This is a genomic window from Agrococcus sediminis, assembly GCF_007923295.1.
GTDB classification, from domain to species: Bacteria; Actinomycetota; Actinomycetes; order Actinomycetales; family Microbacteriaceae; genus Agrococcus; species Agrococcus sediminis.
Genome location: NZ_VOIR01000011.1, coordinates 47,119 through 67,011 on the forward strand (window position 1 = coordinate 47,119; position 19,893 = coordinate 67,011).

20 protein-coding genes are annotated in these 19,893 nt (G+C 72.4%); 8 read left to right on the plus strand and 12 right to left on the minus strand.

Translation table 11 applies throughout. The features are described 5' to 3' along the window. Nucleotides 1-212 precede the first annotated feature (212 nt). From FQ330_RS00670 to FQ330_RS00685, 4 genes are all read left to right on the plus strand, one after another. Nucleotides 213-926 (plus strand): FadR/GntR family transcriptional regulator, encoded by a 714-nt coding sequence (locus FQ330_RS00670; RefSeq protein WP_225792617.1) that lies wholly within the window; start codon nucleotides 213-215, stop codon nucleotides 924-926. After that, nucleotides 923-1,789 (plus strand): NAD(P)-dependent oxidoreductase, encoded by an 867-nt coding sequence (locus FQ330_RS00675; protein WP_146354383.1) that lies wholly within the window; start codon nucleotides 923-925, stop codon nucleotides 1,787-1,789. Before FQ330_RS00670 ends, FQ330_RS00675 begins: the two co-directional genes overlap by 4 nt. Nucleotides 1,790-1,862: 73 nt before the next feature. Next, nucleotides 1,863-2,795, plus strand: coding sequence for a transketolase (locus tag FQ330_RS00680; RefSeq protein ID WP_146354385.1), 933 nt, complete (start codon nucleotides 1,863-1,865; stop codon nucleotides 2,793-2,795). Beyond that, nucleotides 2,792-3,787, plus strand: coding sequence for a transketolase family protein (locus FQ330_RS00685; RefSeq protein ID WP_146354387.1), 996 nt, complete (start codon nucleotides 2,792-2,794; stop codon nucleotides 3,785-3,787). The genes FQ330_RS00680 and FQ330_RS00685 overlap by 4 nt, the downstream gene beginning before the upstream one ends. A 190-nt stretch (nucleotides 3,788-3,977) precedes the next feature. Here FQ330_RS00685 and FQ330_RS00690 read toward each other — a convergent pair whose 3' ends face one another. From FQ330_RS00690 to FQ330_RS00740, 11 genes are all read right to left on the minus strand, one after another. Further along, on the minus strand, nucleotides 3,978-5,270 hold the full coding sequence (locus FQ330_RS00690; protein ID WP_146354389.1) for a cation:proton antiporter: 1,293 nt from the start codon (nucleotides 5,268-5,270) through the stop codon (nucleotides 3,978-3,980). 120 nt (nucleotides 5,271-5,390) lie between these two features. After that, nucleotides 5,391-6,080: a GntR family transcriptional regulator gene (locus tag FQ330_RS00695; protein WP_225792618.1), complete on the minus strand. Its 690-nt coding sequence runs from the start codon at nucleotides 6,078-6,080 to the stop codon at nucleotides 5,391-5,393. Between the two features lie 89 nt (nucleotides 6,081-6,169). Beyond that, nucleotides 6,170-6,946 (minus strand): SDR family NAD(P)-dependent oxidoreductase, encoded by a 777-nt coding sequence (locus tag FQ330_RS00700; RefSeq protein ID WP_146354391.1) that lies wholly within the window; start codon nucleotides 6,944-6,946, stop codon nucleotides 6,170-6,172. Continuing rightward, entirely contained in the window at nucleotides 6,943-7,872 is a 930-nt protein-coding gene (locus FQ330_RS00705) for a sugar phosphate isomerase/epimerase family protein (protein WP_146354393.1), read from the minus strand. Before FQ330_RS00705 ends, FQ330_RS00700 begins: the two co-directional genes overlap by 4 nt. Further along, a complete protein-coding gene (locus FQ330_RS00710; protein WP_146354395.1) occupies nucleotides 7,869-8,195 on the minus strand; it encodes a putative quinol monooxygenase in 327 nt (108 codons plus the stop codon). Before FQ330_RS00710 ends, FQ330_RS00705 begins: the two co-directional genes overlap by 4 nt. Continuing rightward, complete coding sequence (locus FQ330_RS00715) at nucleotides 8,192-9,106, minus strand: NAD(P)-dependent oxidoreductase (RefSeq protein WP_146354397.1); 915 nt, start codon at nucleotides 9,104-9,106, stop codon at nucleotides 8,192-8,194. Before FQ330_RS00715 ends, FQ330_RS00710 begins: the two co-directional genes overlap by 4 nt. Nucleotides 9,107-9,116: 10 nt before the next feature. Further along, the gene (locus FQ330_RS00720; protein WP_146354399.1) at nucleotides 9,117-10,460 is read right to left on the minus strand and encodes an NAD(P)H-dependent oxidoreductase; all 1,344 of its coding nucleotides are present in this window, start codon (nucleotides 10,458-10,460) and stop codon (nucleotides 9,117-9,119) included. A 146-nt stretch (nucleotides 10,461-10,606) separates the two neighbouring features. Further along, a complete protein-coding gene (locus FQ330_RS00725) occupies nucleotides 10,607-11,626 on the minus strand; it encodes a TRAP transporter substrate-binding protein (RefSeq protein ID WP_192575791.1) in 1,020 nt (339 codons plus the stop codon). A gap of 35 nt (nucleotides 11,627-11,661) precedes the next feature. Then, a complete protein-coding gene (locus FQ330_RS00730; RefSeq protein WP_146354402.1) occupies nucleotides 11,662-12,984 on the minus strand; it encodes a TRAP transporter large permease in 1,323 nt (440 codons plus the stop codon). A 3-nt stretch (nucleotides 12,985-12,987) separates the two neighbouring features. After that, entirely contained in the window at nucleotides 12,988-13,542 is a 555-nt protein-coding gene (locus FQ330_RS00735; protein ID WP_146354404.1) for a TRAP transporter small permease, read from the minus strand. 93 nt (nucleotides 13,543-13,635) lie between these two features. Beyond that, nucleotides 13,636-14,997, minus strand: coding sequence for an NAD(P)H-dependent oxidoreductase (locus tag FQ330_RS00740; protein WP_146354406.1), 1,362 nt, complete (start codon nucleotides 14,995-14,997; stop codon nucleotides 13,636-13,638). A 161-nt stretch (nucleotides 14,998-15,158) separates the two neighbouring features. Here FQ330_RS00740 and FQ330_RS00745 point away from each other — a divergent pair, with 161 nt between their 5' ends. The 3 genes from FQ330_RS00745 to FQ330_RS00755 all read left to right on the plus strand — a co-directional run bounded on the left by FQ330_RS00745 (nucleotide 15,159) and on the right by FQ330_RS00755 (nucleotide 17,511). Then, entirely contained in the window at nucleotides 15,159-15,695 is a 537-nt protein-coding gene (locus FQ330_RS00745) for a hypothetical protein (protein ID WP_146354408.1), read from the plus strand. A gap of 335 nt (nucleotides 15,696-16,030) precedes the next feature. Beyond that, complete coding sequence (locus tag FQ330_RS00750; protein WP_146354410.1) at nucleotides 16,031-16,501, plus strand: hypothetical protein; 471 nt, start codon at nucleotides 16,031-16,033, stop codon at nucleotides 16,499-16,501. A gap of 26 nt (nucleotides 16,502-16,527) precedes the next feature. Continuing rightward, complete coding sequence (locus FQ330_RS00755; protein ID WP_146354412.1) at nucleotides 16,528-17,511, plus strand: Gfo/Idh/MocA family protein; 984 nt, start codon at nucleotides 16,528-16,530, stop codon at nucleotides 17,509-17,511. A gap of 170 nt (nucleotides 17,512-17,681) precedes the next feature. Here the strand turns inward: FQ330_RS00755 and FQ330_RS00760 are convergent, their stop codons facing one another. Next, entirely contained in the window at nucleotides 17,682-17,966 is a 285-nt protein-coding gene (locus FQ330_RS00760) for a DUF2277 domain-containing protein (RefSeq protein ID WP_146354414.1), read from the minus strand. A gap of 132 nt (nucleotides 17,967-18,098) precedes the next feature. Here FQ330_RS00760 and FQ330_RS00765 point away from each other — a divergent pair, with 132 nt between their 5' ends. Then, the gene (locus FQ330_RS00765; RefSeq protein ID WP_225792669.1) at nucleotides 18,099-19,787 is read left to right on the plus strand and encodes an HNH endonuclease signature motif containing protein; all 1,689 of its coding nucleotides are present in this window, start codon (nucleotides 18,099-18,101) and stop codon (nucleotides 19,785-19,787) included. The last annotated feature ends 106 nt before the right edge of the window (nucleotides 19,788-19,893 follow it).

Sequence of the window (19,893 nt, forward strand, 5' to 3'; positions counted from 1 at the left end):
TCGGGACTTCTTGCGGGAATTCTTGGGTGGGGGACAATTCGAGCCGCTCGAGGTGGTCTCGACTCGGTCGTCGCGCTCCGCGCGGCGACCGGCTCGACCAGCGGAGGAGGGAGATTGGTCAGACCAATGTTGACAGCGAGCGCGCGCGTGCCGTAGCGTGCTCGACATTGGTCGTACCAATCGGTGCGGCCGCTCGACGGCGAGGAGGCGACGTGCACGACACGCTCGAGGCGTTCGCGATCCAGCTCATCGACCTCTCGCATCCGGAGCCCGACGGCTCCCGCCGCCTCATCCCCGAGCGCGAGCTCTGCGCCCGGCTCGACGTGAGCCGCGGCGCGCTCCGCGAGCGCCTCTCGCAGCTCGAGTACATCGGCGTGCTCTCGCGCCGGCAGGGCCACGGCACCTACCTGCAGGCGCCCGGCCCCGATGTCATCCGCACGTACTTCACCACGATGCGCGCACTCGGCTTCCTCGACTCGACCGAGATCGCCGAGGCGCGCGAGATGCTCGAGACGGTCGTCGCCGTGCAGGCCGCCCGCCGCGCGACCGCCGCCGACGCCGAGCGCCTCCGCGCCCTCGTCGACGAGATGGTCGCGTGCACCGCCGCCGGCGACCACGACGCCGCGACCGAGGCCGACCTCGCCTTCCACGCTGGCCTGTTCCGCATCGTCGACAACCCCGTCTTCACGATGGTGCACACCGGTCTCGCCTACGCGCTGCAGCAGGCGATGCACGAGCGCCGCGCCCGCGCGATCGCCGCCGAGACGCCCGACGCCGACGGGCGCACCGAGACTGACACCATCCACTACCCGGTCGTCGACGCGATCGCCGCGAACGACCCCGATGCGGCCCGCGACGCGATCCGGCGCCACTTCGAGATCCACTCGCTCATCACGCTCGACACCGCCGAGGAGGCCCCCGCGTGACCACCCACTCCCCCGCCGTCTTCGTCGGCCTCGGCGCCATCGGCACCCCGATGTCGCAGCGCCTCGCCGACGCCGGCTTCCGCGTCACGGGCGTCGACCCGTTCGAGGCGGCACGCGAGCGCGCCGTCGCGGCCGGCATCGACGCCGTCGCGAGCATCGCCGACGCCCCGGCCGAGGGCCCCGTCGTCGTGATGGTGGCGACTCCCGACCAGCTCGACGCCCTCGTCGCCGAGGCGACGGGCGCATCCGTCGTCGCCGACCGCACGTGGGTGCTCATGTCGACGGTGGGGCCGGATGCGGTGCGTCGCGCAGGCGCGGCGCTCACGTCGGCGGGCGCCCGCGTCGTCGACGCCCCGGTCACCGGCGGCGTCGCCCGCGCAACGACGGGCGAGCTCATCATCTTCGCCTCCGGCGCCGAGGCAGACCTCGCCGAGGTCGCCGACCTGCTCGCGCCGCTCGGCGCGGTGCACGTCGTCGGCGCCGAGCTCGGGCAGGGCCAGTCGGTCAAGGTCGTCAACCAGCACCTGTGCTCGGTGCACATCGTCGCCGCTGCCGAGGCGCTCGCGCTCGGCGAGGCGCTCGGCCTCGACAAGGCCGACGTGCTCGACCTCATCGGCGGCGGCGCCGCCGGCAGCTGGATGCTCGCCGACCGCGGCCCGCGCATGCTGCAGGGCGCCGACGCACCCGTCACGAGCACGATCGGCATCTTCGTGAAGGACTCCGGCCTCGTGGCCGACGCCGCCGCGACCGTCGGCGCCGAGGTGCCGGTGCTCGCCGCGGCCCGCGAGCGCTACCTGCTCGCCGCATCCGCCGGCCTCGAGCGCCGCGACGACAGCAGCGTCATCGAGACCTACCAGCACTAGACCCCACACCCCACCGCCGCCCGGACCACCCCGGCGGCCGATCGACCGAGCCCGAAGGCTTCGAGGAGGAAGCATGTCCGCGACCGACACCGCGCAGGGCAGCACCGGCGCACGCATTACCGGCGGACGCACGGCCGGCCACGTCGGCCGCGACCGCGCCGAGCGCATCCGCGCCGTGCAGGAGGCCGCCTACCGCGCCCGCCACCACGCGATCGACATGGGCGAGGTGCAGGGGCAGGGCTACGTCGGCCAGGCGCTCGGCGCCGCCGACATGCTCGCCGCCGTCTACGCCGACCAGCTGCGCTTCGACCCGGCCGACGAGCACTGGGCCGGCCGCGACCGGTTCCTGCTCTCGACCGGCCACTACGCGATCGGGCTCTACGCGGCGCTCGCCGAGGCGGGCATCGTGCCCGTCGACGAGCTCGTCACCTACGCGGCCGACGACTCGCGGCTGCCGATGTCGGGCATGGCCTCGTACACGCCCGGCATGGAGATCTCGGGCGGCTCGCTCGGCCACGGCCTGACCGTCGCGGTCGGCATGGCGCTGGGCCTTCGGCTGCAGGGGCAGACCGAGCAGCGCGTGATCAACTTCCTCTCCGACGGCGAGCTCGACGAGGGCTCGACCTGGGAGGCGGCGATGGGCGCCGCCCACCACCGGCTCGGCAACCTCACCGCGCTCGTCGACATGAACGCGCTGCAGGCCGACGGCCCCACCGCCGACGTGCTGCGCATCGAGCCCGTCGAGGAGAAGTGGCGCGCGTTCGGCTGGCACGCCGTGCGCGTCGACGGCAACGACGCGGGCGCGCTCATCGACGCGTTCGACGAGTGCCGCGCGCTCGCCGCCGCCGACGGGCAGCCGCAGGTGATCATCTGCGACACCCGCGTCGGCCGGGGCGTGCCGCTGCTCGAGCAGCGGGAGAAGGCGCACTTCATGCGCATCGAGGAGCACGAGTGGCAGCTCTGCCGCGAGCAGCTCACCGCAGGCAACGAGGAGGCAGCGCGATGACCACCACCGCCACGCGCAAGGGTCCGAGCACGAGCGCGATGATCGCATCCATCGCCGAGCCCGACCAGCGCACCGAGACCGCTCCCTTCGGGCACGCGCTCGCCGCGGCCGCCGAGGCCGACCCGCGCATCGTCGGCCTCACCGCCGACCTCGGCAAGTACACCGACATGCACATCTTCGCGAAGGCGCACCCCGAGCGCTTCTTCCAGATGGGCATGAGCGAGCAGCTGCTCTTCGGCGCCGCAGCGGGCATGGCAGAGACCGGCCTCGTGCCGTTCGCCTCGACCTACTCGGTGTTCGCCGCCCGCCGCGCGTACGACTTCATCGCGCTCGACATCGCCGAGCCCGGCCTCAACGTCAACGTCGTCGGCGGCCTCCCCGGGCTCACGACCGGCTACGGGCCGAGCCACCAGGCCACCGAGGACATGGCCATCTTCCGCGGCCTGCCGAACCTCACGATCGTCGACCCGTGCGACGCGCTCGACCTCGCACAGGCGGTGCCGCAGCTCGCCGCGCACGAGGGCCCCACCTACCTGCGCCTGCTGCGCGGCAAGGTGCCGCTCGTGCTCGACGAGTACGACTACGCGTTCGAGCTCGGCAAGGCGAAGGTGCTGCGGGGCGGCGCCGACGTCGTGCTCGTCTCGTCGGGCCTCATGACGATGCGGGCGCTGCAGGCGGCGGATGCGCTGGCGCGCCACAAGGTCGACGTGGCGGTCGTGCACTCCCCCACGATCAAGCCGTTCGACGCCGAGACGGTGCTGCGCGAGCTCGACACCCCGCGCCTCGCGGTGACGCTCGAGAACCACACGGTGATCGGCGGGCTCTTCTCGGCCGTCGCCGACGCGGCCGTGCGCCGCGGGCTCGGCACGCGCATCGTGCCGATCGCGCTGCCCGACGAGTTCCTCGACGCGGGCGCGCTGCCCACGCTGCACGACCGCTACGGCCTCTCGAAGGACCGCATCGTCGAGCGGGTGCTGGCCGAGCTCGGCTGAGCCCCTCCGCTGGTCGAGCCGCGCGGCGCAGCCTCCCCCGCTGGTCGAGCCGCGCGGCGCCGCCCCTCCGCTGGTCGAGCCGCGCGGCGCAGCCGCGCGAGTCGAGACCACGCCCGGCCACGCGCCTCCTCCGCTGGTCGAGCCGCGCGGCGCAGCCGCGCGAGTCGAGACCACACCCGGCCCCACAGCCTCACACCGGCGTCGCCTCCGTCGGCCCCGGGCGCCGCTCCGCCCGCCGCTCGCGCACGCGGTCGAGGTAGCGCATCACGGGCGTCGCGGCGACGCCGTGCACGAGGATCGACCCGACGATCACCGCCCCGGCGATCGCCCACAGCCGCTCCCCGTCGGGGAAGTCGCCCTCCTGCAGCGCGTACGCGATGTAGAACAGCGAGCCGACGCCGCGCACGCCGAAGAACGCGATGACTCCCCGCTCGCGCGGGCCCGTCTTCCCGGGCGTGAGCCCGAGCCAGCCCGTGAGCGGCCGCACGACGAACAGCAGGATGACGACGAGCAGGATGTCGGCCGGCTCGAGCGATTCGAACAGCCCGCGCGCGATCGCGCCGCCGAGCAGCACGAGCACCGCGACGGTCAGCAGCCGCTCGATCTGCTCGACGAACTTGTGCAGCACCGCGTGGAAGCCGTGCGTGCTCTCGGCCGCGCGGATCGTCGTCGCGCACACGAACACGGCGATGAACCCGTAGCCCTCGGCCATCTCGGCGACCCCGTAGGCGAGGAAGGTCGCGGCGAGCGCGATGAACCCCTCGGCCTTCTCGGTGAGCCCCAGCCCGTCGGCCCACGACGAGAAGAACAGGCGCCGCAGCAGCCAGCCGGCGCCGAGCCCCACGGCGACGCCGACGACGAGCCGCCACCCGACGTCGACGAGCAGCCACTCCCCGAGCCACGCCGACGGCGCGATCCCGACGAGGCTCACCGCGATCGCCGCGTAGGTGAACGGGAACGCGAGCCCGTCGTTGAGCCCCGCCTCGGAGGTGATCGCGAAGCGCGCCTCGTCGTCGTCGGCGTCCTCGTCGTCGGTGATCGGCTCGCTCACCTGCACCTCGGTCGCGAGCACGGGGTCGGTCGGCGCGAGCGCGGCGCCGAGCAGCATGGCGCTCGCGATCCCCAGCCCGAGGCCGGCCCAGCCGAGCAGCGCGACGGCGATGATCGACAGCGGCATCGTGATCGCGAGCAGCCGCCAGGTCGTCGACCATCGCCGCCAGCCGATCGCGCGGTTGACGGCGAGCCCCGCGCCCATGAGCGAGACGATGACGCACAGCTCGGTCAGGTGCAGCGCGAACCCGGACTGCTCGATCGGGTCGGGCTCGGGCAGGTCGGGCAGCAGCGCGAACGCGATGATGCCGGCCGCGACGAAGACCATCGGCATCGAGACGGGCACGCGTCCGAGCACGCGCGGCAGCAGCGCGGCGGCGAGCGTCGCGACGCCGATCGCGGCATAGATCGTGCCGACTTCATCCAGCGCCATGGTCGGCCTCCTGCCTCGATGGGGAGAGCATTCCACAGCGGTCGCCGACGGAGCCGGGAGGATGCGGGCCGGTCTCGACTCGCGCGGCTCCGCCGCGCGGCTCGACCGGCGGAGGGGGCCTCAGCGCGCCAGCGCCGCCTCCATGCGCGCGACGATGTTGTCGCGGGCCGAGGTGTTGTGCTCGCGCAGCACCTCGCGGGCGTGCGCGGCGTCGCCGCTCGCGATCGCCTCGACGATCGGCGCGTGCCGGGCGGCCGACATGTTCGCGATCGCGGTCTCGCGGCCCGCGGCGGTGATCACGGCGCGCGCGAGCCCGCTCACGCGGCGCCACGACTCGACGAGCGTGCGGTTGCCGCTCGCGGTGCAGAGCGCCTCGTGGAAGGCGAGGTCGGCGGCGACCTGCTCGGCGATGCCGACGTCCTCGCTCTCCTCGAGCCGCTCGAGGGCGGCCCGCAGCTGCGGCACGACGTCGGCGAGGTCCTCGCGCTCGCAGACGACCTCGGCGGCCGCCGACTCGAGCGCGAAGCGCACGTCGAAGATCTCGCGCACCTCGGCCGGCGTGACGACGCGCACCGAGAGCCGGCCGCGCGCATCCTTCGACAGCAGCCCCTCCTCCTCGAGGTGCCGCAGCGCCTCGCGGAGCGTGCCGCGCGAGACTCCGAGCGACGTGCTCAGCTCGGTCTCGGCGAGGTGGGTGCCCGGCGCGAGCTCGCCGCTCGTGACGGCCGAGCGCAGTCGGTCGAGGATGAGCTCCCGCCGCGTGACGCGCTCGATCGATCCGAGGGATCGGAACTGCGCTTCCATCGTCATGTCGATCACGGTACCCGAGCACTTCCTTGGGTTCTCCCGGCGCGAGCCGGGGTGGGCGGAGCCGGCCGCGGGTGCGGCCGGCAGTGCGGTCAGTGCAGGTGGCTCGCGCCGTTGATGTCGATGTTCGACCCCTGCAGGTAGGCGGCGTCGTCGCTCGAGAGGAACGCGAACACGGCCGCGATCTCCTCGGTGGTCGCGACGCGGCCGATGGGGATGTCGGCGGCGAGCTTCGCCTCCGACTCGGGCGTCGCGCCGACGCGGATGTTCGTGTCGACCGCACCCGGCGTGACCGAGTTGATCGTCACGCCCGACGACGCGATCTCGCGGGCGAGCGCCTTCGTGAAGCCGAGGATCGCGGCCTTCGCGGCCGAGTAGGGCACCTTGCCGAAGACGCCGCCGCCGCGCTGCGCCGACACCGACGACATGTTGACGATGCGGCCCCAGCCAGCCTCGAGCATCCCGGGCAGGAACGCCTTCGTGGCGAGGTAGGTGCCGGTCGCGTTCACGGCCATGACCGTGTTCCAGAGCTTGAGGTCGGTCTCGAGGAACGGCACGGGCGAGGTGATGCCGGCGATGTTCGCGAGCGCGCCGACCACGGGCAGGCGGCGCGCCTCGACCTCGGCCTGCACGGCGGCCTGCGCGGCGGCGACCGCGTCCTCGTCGGCGACGTTCACGGCCGCGCCGAAGGCGGGCACGCCGTGGCGCTCGCCGATCTCGGCGGCGACCTGCGCGGCGCGCTCGCCGTCGAGGTCGAGGATGACGACGGCCCAGCCGTCGCGCGCGTAGCGGTCGGCGACGGTCATGCCGATGCCGCGCTCGGAGGTGGCGCCGGTGATGACGGCGGTGCGCTGGGTGCGCTCGGTCATGATGCTCCTTCGGTGGTCAGAGACTCGGTGGTCAGCGACGGATGCGTGAGGTCGAGGCCCGCGACGAGCGGCGCCATGCGCGCGGCCGCATCGCGGATCGCGTCGACGCGGGCTGCGCGAGCGGCGTCGTCCATGGCGCCGGTCGCGTCGTCGACGTAGGCGCGCGAGGGCAGCTCGAGCGCGAAGCCGCCGGCGTAGCCGATGTCGGCGAGCGCCCGGAAGGCCGCGGGGAAGTCGATCGATCCGCCGCCGATGGGCCGCGAGAACTCGCCCGGCACCGCGTCGCGCAGGTGCACGTGGGCGATGTCGGCGCCCCACGCGCGGATCGTCGCCGGCAGGTCGTCGCCCGCGGCGACCACGTGGGCGACGTCGAGGATCGGGCGCACGCCGCTGCCGGCGAGCAGCGCGTGCAGCGCCTCGGCCCGCTCGCGGTCGAAGCAGAGCCTGAGGAAGTGCAGCGACTCGACCCACACCTCGACGCCGTGCGCCGACGCCGCGTCGGCCGCCCGGGCGAGCGCGGCCGCGACCCGCTCCAGGTCGGCGTCGAGCGAGTCGAGCGGCTCGTGGCCGAGCGCGCCGCACGGCAGCACGAGGGCGTCGGCGCCGACGGCCGCGGTGAGCGCGAGCAGCCGGTCGACGTGCGCGGCCTGCGCCGACGCATCCGCCCCCGGGTCGTTGAAGGCGCCGACGTCGCCGTTGACGCTGCGCACCCGCAGGCCGCTCGCGGCGATGCTCGCGGCGACCTGGGCGATCGCGGCGTCGTCGAGCTCGAACGGCACGTGGTCGCAGACGCCGGGCAGCGCGCCGAGGTCGACCTCGGCGAAGCCCAGGCGCTCGATCTCGGCCAGCGCACCCTCGAGGGGCAGGTGCTGGAACGAGATGGTCGAGCAGCCGAGGCGCTGCGGCAGGTCTGCGGGCGGCGTCATGGCAGCACGACGCCCTTGCGTGCGTCGCCCACCGGGATCGGCGTCCAGCGCACGACCTCGACGGGGCTCGCGAGCAGGCCCTCGAGCTCGGCGTTGAAGTCGGCGACGGGCTCGCCCGCGCCGTGCTCGTCGAGCAGCTCGGCGGAGTCCCAGTGCTCGATCATCGCGATCGTGCCGTCCTCGGCCTCCTGGATCGCGTAGAGGTTGCAGCCGGCCTCCTCGTGCACGCGCGGGATGACGCGCTCCATGGCGGCGAGCACCTGCTCGCGCGCGCCCGGGACGGGGCGGAAGATGGCGGTGACGACCAGCGGTGCGTCGGTCATGGCTGCTCCTTGGTTCGGATGATGGTGCGGTAGACACCGGAGTGGTCGAGGGCGCCGTCGCCGGCGTCGGATGCGGCTTCGAACAGCGCGAGGGCGGTACGGGCCGCGTCGAGCGTGAGCCCCGCCTCGTCGGCGGCCTCGCGCGCGAAGCGGAGGTCCTTCACCTGGTAGTCGATGGAGCCGCCGGCCTCGAACGACTCGTCGACCCAGTGGTGCCGCTTCTGCCGCAGCACCTCGCTCGCGGCGAGGCCCGAGCCGAGCGCGTCGGCGAGGGTCGCCGCGTCGATGCCCGCGGCGCGGGCGAGCGCGAAGGCCTCCGACAGGGCGGTGATCGTCTCGGCGACGACCAGCTGGTTGCAGAGCTTCGCCATCGCACCCGTGCCGGTGCCGCCCATCCGCGTCACCCGCGAGGCGCACGGCGCGAGCAGCTCGGCGAGCTCGGCGACCTGGGCCTCGGTGCCGCCGACGAAGAAGCTGATGCGCCCCTCGGCGGCCCCGAGCACGCCGCCTGACATCGGGGCGTCGACGACCTCGACGCCGCCCGGCACATCCGCCGTCGCCAGCTCGTCGGCCAGCGCGCGCAGCGCCACGGGCGACACGGTGCCGCAGACGACGAGCATGGGGCGCCGGACGCCCGCGGCGCGCCAGCCGGCCAGCAGGCCGTCGGGGCCCTCGAGCACGGCGCGCACCTGGGGGAGGTCGGGCAGAGCCGTCAGCACCACCTCGCGGGCGGCGTCCGCGGGCGTCGCGGCGACGGTCGCGCCGGTCTCGAGCCCGAGCGCTTGGGCGCGCGGTGCGCTGCGGTTCCAGACCGTCAGCGCACCGCCGCCCTCACGGGAGCGCGCGGCGAGCCTGCGCGCCATCGGCAGGCCCATCGCGCCGAGCCCGAGGAGGCTCAGCGAACGGGTCATGACAGCCTGCTCACAGCGCCGACGCGGCCGCGAGCGCCTCGGTCTCGCGGCGGAGCTCGATAGCCTGCGCGAGCGAGTCGTCGATCTCGACGTCGTCCCAGCGCACGCTCTCGCCGGCGGCGATGTCGCGCTTGAGGGGCACGTGGTGGGCGAGCGCGACCGGCAGGTAGCCCTCGGCGACCGAGGTGCGGGCCGAGACGAGCTTGCCGTAGACCGCGAAGCCGCCCTCGCCGTCGAGCGTGTCGCCCGCCGCGAGATCCTTCTTCGCCGTCGCCACGACATCCGCCGTGAAGCCCACGGCCGTGCCGGTCGCGATGCCGCGCAGCACCGCGTTGGCGATCGAGACGTTGAGCTCGAGGCCGACGTAGTGGTACGGGCGGTAGAGCGCCGCGTACTGGCCGGTGGGGTCGGGGTGCCACGGGTACTCCTGGAAGCAGCCCGAGACGTAGTCGTTCGTCGCCTTCACGACCACGAACACGCCCTCCTGGGTGTTGTGGGGGATCCAGTCGCCCTCGCGGGTGTAGCTCGACATCACGTCGACCGTGCCCTCGTGGGAGAGCACGCCGCCGACCTCCTTCGGGCGGCAGACCGTGGCGATCTCCTCGAGGTTGCCCGGCGTGAAGCTGAGGCCCTCGTCGCTCGGCACGAGCGCTGCGGCGTTGGCGACCGCGGCCATCTCGATCGCGGCCTTCGTGCCGTCGCGGAACGAGGTGTGCATGTAGGGGTTGAGCTGGCCCGACTGCTTCAGCTCGTCCGAGAACTCCCAGTGGTCCCACACGTTGTCGGGGTTCATCTGGTTGTAGCCGGGCAGGTACTTGGCGCCCTTGCCGGCGCAGACGACGTCGAAGCCCGAGGTGCGGGCCCAGTCGACGAGCTCCCAGATGAGCGCGGGCTGGTCGCCGAACGCCATCGAGTAGACGACGCCCGCCTCCTTCGCGCGCTTCGCGAGCGCGGGGCCGGCGAGCGCGTCGGCCTCGACGGTGACCATCATCACGTGCTTGCCGCTGTCGATGGCTGCGAGGGCGTGCTTGATGCCGACGATCGGGTTGCCGGTCGCCTCGACGATCACGTCGATGTCGGTGCGGAAGAGGTCCATCGCGTCGGCGATGACGGCGGTCTTGCCGTCGGTGAGGTCGTCGACCGAGTCGACGATGTCGCCCTCGGGCCAGCCGACGCGGGCGAGCGACTCGCGGGCGCGGGCGGTGTTGATGTCGGCGATCGCGAGCACGCGCACGCCGGGGATGTTGCGGGCCTGCGAGAGGTACATCGTGCCGAACCGGCCGGAGCCGATCAGGCCGACGCGGATCGGCTGGCCCTCTGCTTCGCGCTCCTTGAGCAGCTCGTGCAGGTTCATGGTGTCTCTCTCCTGAGATGTCGGATGCGCGGGGGCGCCGGGGGTGGTGTCGCAGGTGGTGTCGCACCGCCTGGGTGCTCGGTGCGACGGGTGGTGGATGCGTGGGGTGGGGTGGCGGGGCCCCGCGGACGGGGCCCCGCCGGGGATCACATCTCGCGGATCTGCGAGACCCAGGTCTGCACCTGGTCGGGCAGGCCCTCGACGACGGGCTGCGTCGCCTCGACCCATGCCTCGCGGTCGGTCACCTCGTGGAACTCGGCGCCGGCCTCCTCGAGCTGCTCGCGGTAGTCGGCCATGTTCGTGACGGTGTTGTCGGTGTACTCCTCGCCGACCTCGTCGGCGACCTCGATGATCGCCTCGCGGATGTCCTCCGGGTAGCCCTGGAGCGCCTCGTCCCACATGATGAAGTGGTAGTTGGCGAACATGTGGTGCGTCTCGGCGATGTGCGGAGCGACCTCGTGGATCGAGTTGAAGAGGATCGCGTCGAGCGGGTTCTCCTGGCCGTCGAGCACGCCCGACTCGAGCGCCGAGTAGACCTCGTTGAACGCGAGCGCCTCCGCGCGGGCGCCGAGGGCGTTCCACGTGTCGAGCATCGTCTGCGCGGAGGGCGTGCGGATCGTGAGGCCCTGCACGTCGGCGAGCTCGGTCACGGGCTCCTTGGTGGTGAGCTCGCGCGGGCCGCGGTACATGTTGCCGAGCAGCGCGTAGCCGGATGCGTCGGTGACGGCCGTCTGGATCTCGTCGCCCAGGTCGCCGCCCCAGACCTCGAAGAACTGCTCCTCGTCCTCGTAGAGGAAGGGGGCGGTCTCGACGGAGGCGAGGTCGGTGTACGCCTCGACCGAGAGCATCGACTCGATGACGATGTCGACGCTGTCGATCTGCAGGCCGTCGATCATCTCCTCCCACGTGCCGAGGGTGGAGTCGGAGTGGACCTCGACGGTGACGCGACCGTCGGTCGCCTCCTCGATCCGCTCGGCGAACTGCTCGGCAGCCCACTGGCGCGGGTCGGTAGTGGAGCCGGCGTGGCCGAGGACGAGCGTGTACGTCTCGGCCGAGTCGCCGGTGCCGGCGTCGCCGGACTCGGTCGGGGCGGAGCCGCCCGTCGAGCAGCCTGCGAGTGCGAGGGCGACGATGCCGACGCCCGCGAGGAGCTTGGTGGTGCGCATGGTGCTTCCTTCCTTGGTGGTTCTGGTGGGTGCGATCACTCGCCGAGCAGCACGGACGGCAGCCAGAGCGAGATCTGCGGGATGTAGGTGATGAGGAGCATGTAGATCAGGCCGACGACGAGGAACGGCCATGAGGCCTTGACCGCGCTGACGAGCTTGACCTTGGAGATCTCGGCGGAGAGCATCAGCGCGATGCCCACGGGCGGCGTGATGAGGCCGATGCCGAGGTTGACGACGATGATCACGCCCAGGTGCACCGGGTCGACGCCGAGCGACGTCAGCACCGGGAGCAGTATCGGCGTGATGATGATGAGCGCCGCATTCGCCTCGATGAACATGCCGGCGATGAGCAGCATGAAGTTCACGAGCAGGAGGAGGATGACGAGGTTGTCGGTGATGCCGAAGATCGCCTCGGCCGCCGCCTGCGGCACGCCGCCCGAGGTGAGCGCCCACGAGTAGAGCTGCGCCGCGGCGAGCACGAGCATGATGAGGCCGACCATGAGGCCCGACTCGGCGAAGGCCGAGACGAGCTTCTTCCAGGTCAGCTCGCGGTAGATGGCGAGACCCACGAGAAGCGCGTACACCACGGCGACCGCGGCCGCCTCGGTCGGCGTGAACCAGCCGAAGCGGATGCCGCCGAGGATGAGGAGCGGGAGGATCAGCGCCGGCAGCGCTCCGACGAGCGACGGCCAGAAGTGCGGACGCTCGTCCTTCGGCGTCTTGCCGATCAGCTCGAGGTTGGTCGTGTTGGCGACGAGCTCGTCGGTGAAGCCGCGCTTGCGCACCGTCAGGTGCACCGCGACCATCACCATCGCGATGTAGAGGATCGCGGGGATGATGCCGGCGAAGAAGAGCGCGCCGATCGAGGTGCCCGAGACCACGCCGTAGACGATCATCGTGATCGACGGCGGCATGATGGGCGCCACGATGGGCGCGGCGGCGGTGACGGCGGCCGCGTAGGCGGCGCGGTAGTTGCGCGCCTTCATCGCGGGGATGAGGATGCGGCCGAGGCTCGAGATGTCGGCGACCGCCGAGCCCGAGATGCCGCCGAAGAACAGCGCCGACAGCACGTTGGTCTGCGCGAGTCCGCCGCGCATCCCGCCCACGATCGAGTCGGCGAGGTTCAGCAGGCGCTTCGTCATGCCCCCGGCGTTCATGATGCCGCCGGCGAGGATGAACAGCGGGATGGCCAGCAGCGCGAACGGCGTGATGCCGGCGACGATGCGCTGGGCGCCGATCGTCAGCGGCGTGTCGGTGACGAGCCAGAGGGTGATGATCGAGGCCAGCGCGAGCGCGAAGCCGATGGGGACGCGCAGGAGCATCGCTCCCACGAAGTTGCCGAGCAGCAGAGGACCCATGGGTTACACCTCACCCTTCACGAGCACGTCCTCATCGGACTGGAACAGCACCTTCGACGGCAGGGGGTCGTGGTCGGGATCGGGGTTGCGCACGAGCCTCCACCACGCCTCGATCGCGAAGAGCGCCGAGATCGCGGCGCCCACGGGCACGGCGAGCGAGATGTAGCCGAACGGCAGGTCGATGCCGGGCATGTTGCGGCGGAGCGCGCTGGGGAGCGCGTCGACGCCGTAGAAGACGAGCACGCCGAGCGTGAACAGCACGAGCGCGCTCGCGACGGTCGTGACCGTGACGCGCAGCCAGCGGTGCTGGGGCGCGTACTCCCAGATGTCGAGCACCATGTGCCGGCCCTGGCGGACGCCGAGCGAGATGGCGAGCATCGACAGCCACACGAACGACAGCGCGGCCACCTCGGTGGTCCACGAGGCGGAGTCGCGGGTGACGTAGCGGGAGATGACCTGCCAGGTGACGGCGATGGTGATCAGCGCCAAGAAGGCCACGCAGAGCCATTGGACGATCGTGTCGAGCGTCCCCATGATCTTCTCGATCAGTCGGGGCATGAGTTTCGCTCCTTTGCGAAGTGGGCGGCGACAGTGCTGCTGAGGAAGAGTGAACCGTCTCCGCGTTCTACTGTCAACAGTAGAACGCGACGGTTATCGAATCGTGACCGCGTGCTCGCTGCGGAACTCGTCCTCGAGCTCGCGACGGAACCGCACGGCCGCGAGCGACGCATCCGCGTCGACGTCGTCCCACGTGACCGAGCGGTCCTTGGGCACGTCGCGGATGAGCTTCGCGCCGTGCGCGAGGCCGAGCGGCAGCGCGCGGTGCTCGAGCGAGAAGCTCGCGGGGCGCAGCTTGCCGAAGACGGTGAAGCCGCCCTCGCCGTCGAGCGTCTCGCCGGCCCTGAGGTCGCGCTTCGCGGTCGTGACGACGTCGCCGCGGAAGCCCGTGGGGGCGCCGGTGGCCTCCCCGCGCAGCACGGCGCTCGCGATCGAGACCCCGAGCTCGAGGCCGATCATGTGGTACGGCCGGTAGAGCGAGCCGTAGCGACCCGTCTCGTCGGTCTTGACGCCGTACTCTGCGAAGCACTGCACCGCGTAGTCGGTCTTCGCCTCGAAGGTCACGTAGACACCCCAGCGCAGGTCGCGCTCGACCTCGGTGCCGTCGCGGTGCAGGCTCGACGCGATCTCGACGGTCCCGCGCTGGTCGAGCTGGCCGCCGATCTCGCGCGGCCGGAAGATGTGCGGCAGGTCGTCGACACCCGCGGGCGGGAAGTGCAGGCCCTCGAGCTGCGGCGTGAGGCCCGTGCCGTTGGCGACGGCCGCCATCTCGATCGCCGACTTCGTGCCGTCGAGGAACGAGTTGAACATCTTGGGGTTGAAGTCGCCCGACGAGAGCTGCTCGTCGGTGAAGCCGTAGTGGTCCCACACGGTGTCGGGCGTGGAGTAGTGGTACTCGGGCAGGTACTTCGTGCCCTTGCCGGCCGCGACCACGTCGAAGCCGACCGTGCGGCACCAGTCGACGAGCTCGCTGATGAGGGCGGGCTGGTCGCCGTAGGCCATCGAGTAGACGACGCCGGCGGCCGCGGCGCGGCGCTGCAGCAGCGGGCCGACCATGCAGTCGGCCTCGACGTTGACCATGATCACGTGCTTGCCGTTGTCGATCGCGGCGACCGCGTGGTCGGTGCCGACGATCGGGTTGCCGGTGATCTCGAGGATGACCTCGACGGACGGGTGCTTGATGAGCGCCATCGAGTCGTCGATGACGGCGGTGAGGCCGGTGCGCGCGGCCTCGTCGAGGCTCGTGGCGGCGTAGCGGTCGGCGCTCCAGCCGGTGCGGGCGAGCGCGTCCTTCGCCTTCGGCACGTTGATGTCGGCGACGCCGACCACGTGGAACTCCGGCGTGACCGAGGCCTGCGTGAGGAACATCGAGGCGAACTTGCCGGCACCGATGACGCCGACCCGGATGGGCCCCGCGCTCTCGGCTCGGCGCTGCAGCAACGAGTACAGGTTCATGGACTGCTCCTTTGCAGTGGATCGCTCGGACGATGCGCGTGTCCGACTGTTGACAGTAGAACGTGAGGGGCGGATGCGTCAAGCACGGCTGGGTGGGTGCGGCGCGTCGTCGCTGTGGAGAGCGCGGGCCCTCGGTGCGGCCGTTCGCGTAACCTGCCCGCATGCTCGCCAGGCTCGGATCAGGTCTCGCGCTCGCAGCGGTCGCAGCGCTCGCCCTCGTCGGCTGCTCGCCGCCGGAACCGGTCGCGACGACGCCGGCGGCCGAGAGCCAATCGCCAACGCCGACATCGACCGAAGAAGAGCTGCTTCAGGCGGCGGGCGAGGTCTACGTCGCCTACTCGAACGCCCATGTTCGAGCGGTGACCGAGAGAACCGTCTCTGCCTCAGCGTTCGAAGGTCTCGCGACGAGCGCGCAAGCCGAGCAGGCCGCGCTCGAAGTCGACCTAGATATACAGGACGGCGTTAGTTACGACGGCCAGTACGCACTGGCGTCGATCGCACTTGAGTCACACGTGGCGACCACGCTAGAAGCGATTGTCTGTCTAAACATTGACGATCTCTCGGTCCGCAACGCGGCAGGTGAGCAACTGGAACAGGGCGACCCGCGGCCGCTGCTAGTGACTTTCGATGTGCAGGAGACACCCCTCGTGGCTGCAGTCGGGCCGATACCCAACGGTTCGGAGCAGTCGTGCCCTTGATCGCGCTACTGATGGTCGCGCTCGCGACCGCGAGTGCCGGCTCTGGCTCCGCGCAACTATGCACCGTCGCTCGCGCCAATGCAGGGTTGTGCGACCCATCGGAGATCGGGCAGGCCGTTGTCGAGGGCAACCTGATCATTGGCCGTCCGGTGGAACCGGGTGCAGGCGGCGCACAGCCACCGGTGCCGAACCCTGAAGCCGAGCGCGCGTGGCGGGCCTACCTGCAGATGCTCCACGACCGCTGCATCGACATGGGTGAAGATCCGGCGGTGTGCCCGCCGCCTCCTCCGCCGCCTGGCGAGCCGCTGCCCGAAGCCGCGGCCGATCCGATCACCATGAGCGACCTCGCGGCGTTCCGGCCGCTGGTCGGCGAGCTCGTCGTCGAGCCCGACGGGTGGGGCGTCGTGGGCACGCCAACGAACTTCTACGCGACGGCCGAGGCGCACACGATGGACGGCGAGCTCTTCGACGTGCCCATCCGGGTGCGGTGGACGCCCTCGTCGTACGTCTTCGACTACGGCGACGGCACCGTCGAGGAGACCGAGGCGTCGGGCGCCGCCTGGCGCGGACCCGAGGAGTCGTGGACTGAGACGGCCACGAGCCATGCGTACGCGACGACGGACGACGTGCGCGCATCCGTCACCGTCGTCTTCACCGCCGAGGTCGACGCCGGCGGCGGCTGGTTCGCGGTGCCGGGCACGCTGCCGGTCGAGGCGCCGGCCGTCGACGTGAAGGTCTTCGAGGTCGACACCGTGCTGACGAACGGCGACTGCATGGCGAACCCGTCAGCGGCGGGGTGCGGCTGAGCGCGGCGCGCCCGTAGAGTCGCGACATGACGACCACCTCCCCCGGCTGGGGCATCCTCGGGCCCGGCCGCATCGCCGACGCCTTCGCACGCGACCTCGCGACCGGCGGCCACCGCCTCGTCGCCGTCGGCAGCCGCAACGGCGAGCGCGCCGCAGCCTTCGCGGCCGAGCACGGCATCCCCAACGTGCACGCCTCCTACGAGGCGCTCGTCGCCGACCCCGACGTCGACGTCATCTACATCGCGACCCCGCACTCGCACCACCGCGAGCACGCGCTGCTCGCGATCGAGGGCGGCAAGCACCTGCTCATCGAGAAGGCGATCACCACCACGGGCGACGACGCCCAGGCGATCGTCGACGCGGCGCGCGCGAAGGGCGTCTTCGTGATGGAGGCGATGTGGACGCGCTTCCTGCCGACGATGGTCGCCGTGCGCGAGCGCATCGCGGCAGGCGACCTGGGCGACGTCGTCGCGGTGAACGCCGACCATTCGCAGATGCTCGACCTCTCCCCCGGCAGCCGCCTCATCGAGCCGTCGCTCGGCGGCGGCGCGCTGCTCGACCTCGGCGTCTACTGCGTCTCGCTCGCGCACGCCGTGCTCGGACCCGTCACGCGCATCCAGGCCTCCGGGGTCGTCGACGCCGCGGGCGTCGACCACCGAGGCGCCGCCATCCTCGAGCACGCCGGCGACGGCATCTCGACCGTGACGTTCTCGATGGAGACGCTCGGCTCCAACCGCGCCACGATCTCGGGCACCGACGGCGTCATCGAGCTCGATCCCGCGTTCTACACCTGGACCCGCTACGCGCGCCGCCACGCATCCGACCATGCCGCGATCGCCGAGGCGTTTGAGCCCGACATGCTGGGGCGCGGCATGCAGTTCCAGGCTGCCGAGGTCGAGCTCTGCATCGCCTCGGGCAAGCTCGAGAGCGAGCTCATGCCGCTCGACGAGTCGGTCGCGATCATGCGGGTGATGGACGAGATCCTGCGGCAGATGCGCGCTGGAGCTTAGAGCGGAGGCCCTTTCGGGCCTCCGCCGCGACGCCAGCGCCGACGCCCGTCCCGGGCGTCGGGAGCAGCCCCGACGTAGCGTGCGGGGTGGTCTCGAGACGCACTCGGCCTCCGGCCGAGCGCTCCTCGACCAGCGGGCGGACCGAAGGCTCCTCGACCAGCGGCGGGCTGTCAGCGCGCCGCCGCCGCCTCCCGCTCGGCGATGCGCGCCCGCACCTCGGGCCGGCGCAGCGGCGGCACTGTCTTCGGCGGCTGACGCCGCTCGGGCAGGTCGTCGAGCAGGTGCCGCGTGATGTGGGCGACCTCGGCGACCGCCCGCTCGAACGCGTCGCGGGTGCGTTCGGTCGGATGCGTGATGCCCGACACCTTGCGCACGTACTGGCGCGCGGCGGCCTCGACCTCGTCGTCGTTCGCGGCCGGCTCGAGGCCGCGCAGCTCGGTGATGTTCCTGCACATGCGGCCAGGGTAGGCGTGCCGCGGAGGCACTCGCCAGGGCCGTCGACGCTCTCGAGGCGCCCCGTGCACAGGCCGCCTCCGATGTCAGTGGCCCCCTCTACCTTGGTGGCGACGAAGGGGTCGAGGGTGACGATGATCGAGCAGGCGGAGGCAGCGGTGCAGGCCGCGCGCGCCATGCTCACCGGCGCCCTCGACTTCGCGCGCGCCTCCGACGCCGAGGTCGTCGAGCTCCTCGCGCGCACGGCCGAGCTCTCACGCCTCGTCGACGCGCAGCGCGTGCACCTGGCCGGCGAGATCGCCGAGCGGTCCCGGGGCTCCGTCGACGAGTCGCTGTGCCGGCGGCTCGGCCAGCGCAGCGCCAAGGAGGCCGTCGCGTCGGCGTTCGGCATCCGGGCGGGCGACGCGCAGGCGATGCTCGCACTCGCCGCGGCCACGAGACCCGCAGTGGGGCTCTCGGGCGCCGACATCGCCGCGCGCTATCCCCGTGTGGCGCAGGCGCTCGACGCCGCCGCCATCTCGCTGCCGCAGGCGCGAGCCATCGTGCAGCAGCTCGAGCCTGCGGCGCCCCGTGCCGACCTCGACCAGCTCGCCTGGGCCGAGCAGCAGCTCGTGACGGCGGCGACCGACCCCGACTGGCCGCTCGGTCCCGAGCTGCTCGTCACGCAGGCACGCGCCTACGTCGCGGTGCTCGATCCCGACGGCGTGCTCCCGAGCGCCGAGCGGCAGCGGGCGCTGCGCAGCCTGCGCCTGCGGCAGCAGCCCGACGGCATGTGGCAGCTGCAGATGCTCTGCCCGCCCGAGGCGGGGTCCGCCCTCAAGGCGCTGCTGGATGCGTACACGTCGCCACGAGTGCGGGTCGCGTTCCGAGACAGCGGGGCGACCGCGGATGACACTGCCGATGACGGCGCCCTCAGCGCTCCCGTCGATCTCCCGCCCGACGAGCCGGTCGACGACCGCACACCCGAGCAGAAGCGCCACGACGTGCTCGTCGCGCTCGTGCAGGCGCACGCCGCCTCGGGCGGCGCCCCAGTCGCGGGCGGGGAGTCGCCGACCCTCGTGCTCACCGGCACGATCGACGCGTACGCGGCGTACCTGCACGGCGTCGAGCACGCCGACCGCACTCTCACGATCGAGCACACCGGCGACCTCGTGCCGATCGAGACGGTCGACCGGCTGCTGTGCGATGCGCTCGTGCAGAAGGTGGTGCTCGACGAGCGAGGGCACCCGCTCGCGCTCGGCCGCGCCGACCGCCTGTTCAGCCGCGCGCAGAAGGCAGCGCTCGCCAAGCGCGACCAGGGCTGCATCACCCCGGGCTGCGGGATGCCCGTCGCCTGGACGGAGGCGCACCACGTCGTCTGGTGGGAGCAGGGCGGCGCGACCGACATCGACAACGGCGTGCTGCTGTGCAGCCACTGCCACCACGAGGTGCACGCCGGCCGTCTCGGAGTCATCGCCGCGAGCGACCGGCCGGGCGACTGGCGCGTCGTCGCCGAGCTGCGCGCCGCGAATCGCCACGCCCGGGCCCGGCGCACCACGACCGCTGCAGGATCCGCGCGAGTCGCGACGGCCGCTCACGCCGCGGCGAGCGCCGCGGCCGTCAGGATCGCGGCCGACGCGGCCATCAGCCCGAAGCTCGCCGCCGGATCGGAGCTCGCGCCCGCAGTGCCGCCGTCATCCCCGGTGCCGACGGTCCGCGCGCCACGGCGCTCCCGCGCATCGGTCGAGGCGCGGCTGCGCGGCATGGCCCGAGCGCGACCGGACGGTCCGCGACCGCCGGCGTTCGACCTCCGCCCGCCGGCGCACATCGTGATGCGCACCTGACGGGGAGTGCTCCCCCGGGCAGTGCTCCGCAGCGCTCCCGATCGGCGACGCGCCGGCCGATGCTCCGGCGAGCAGTGCTCCCCCGGTCCGCGATGCCCTTAGGCGA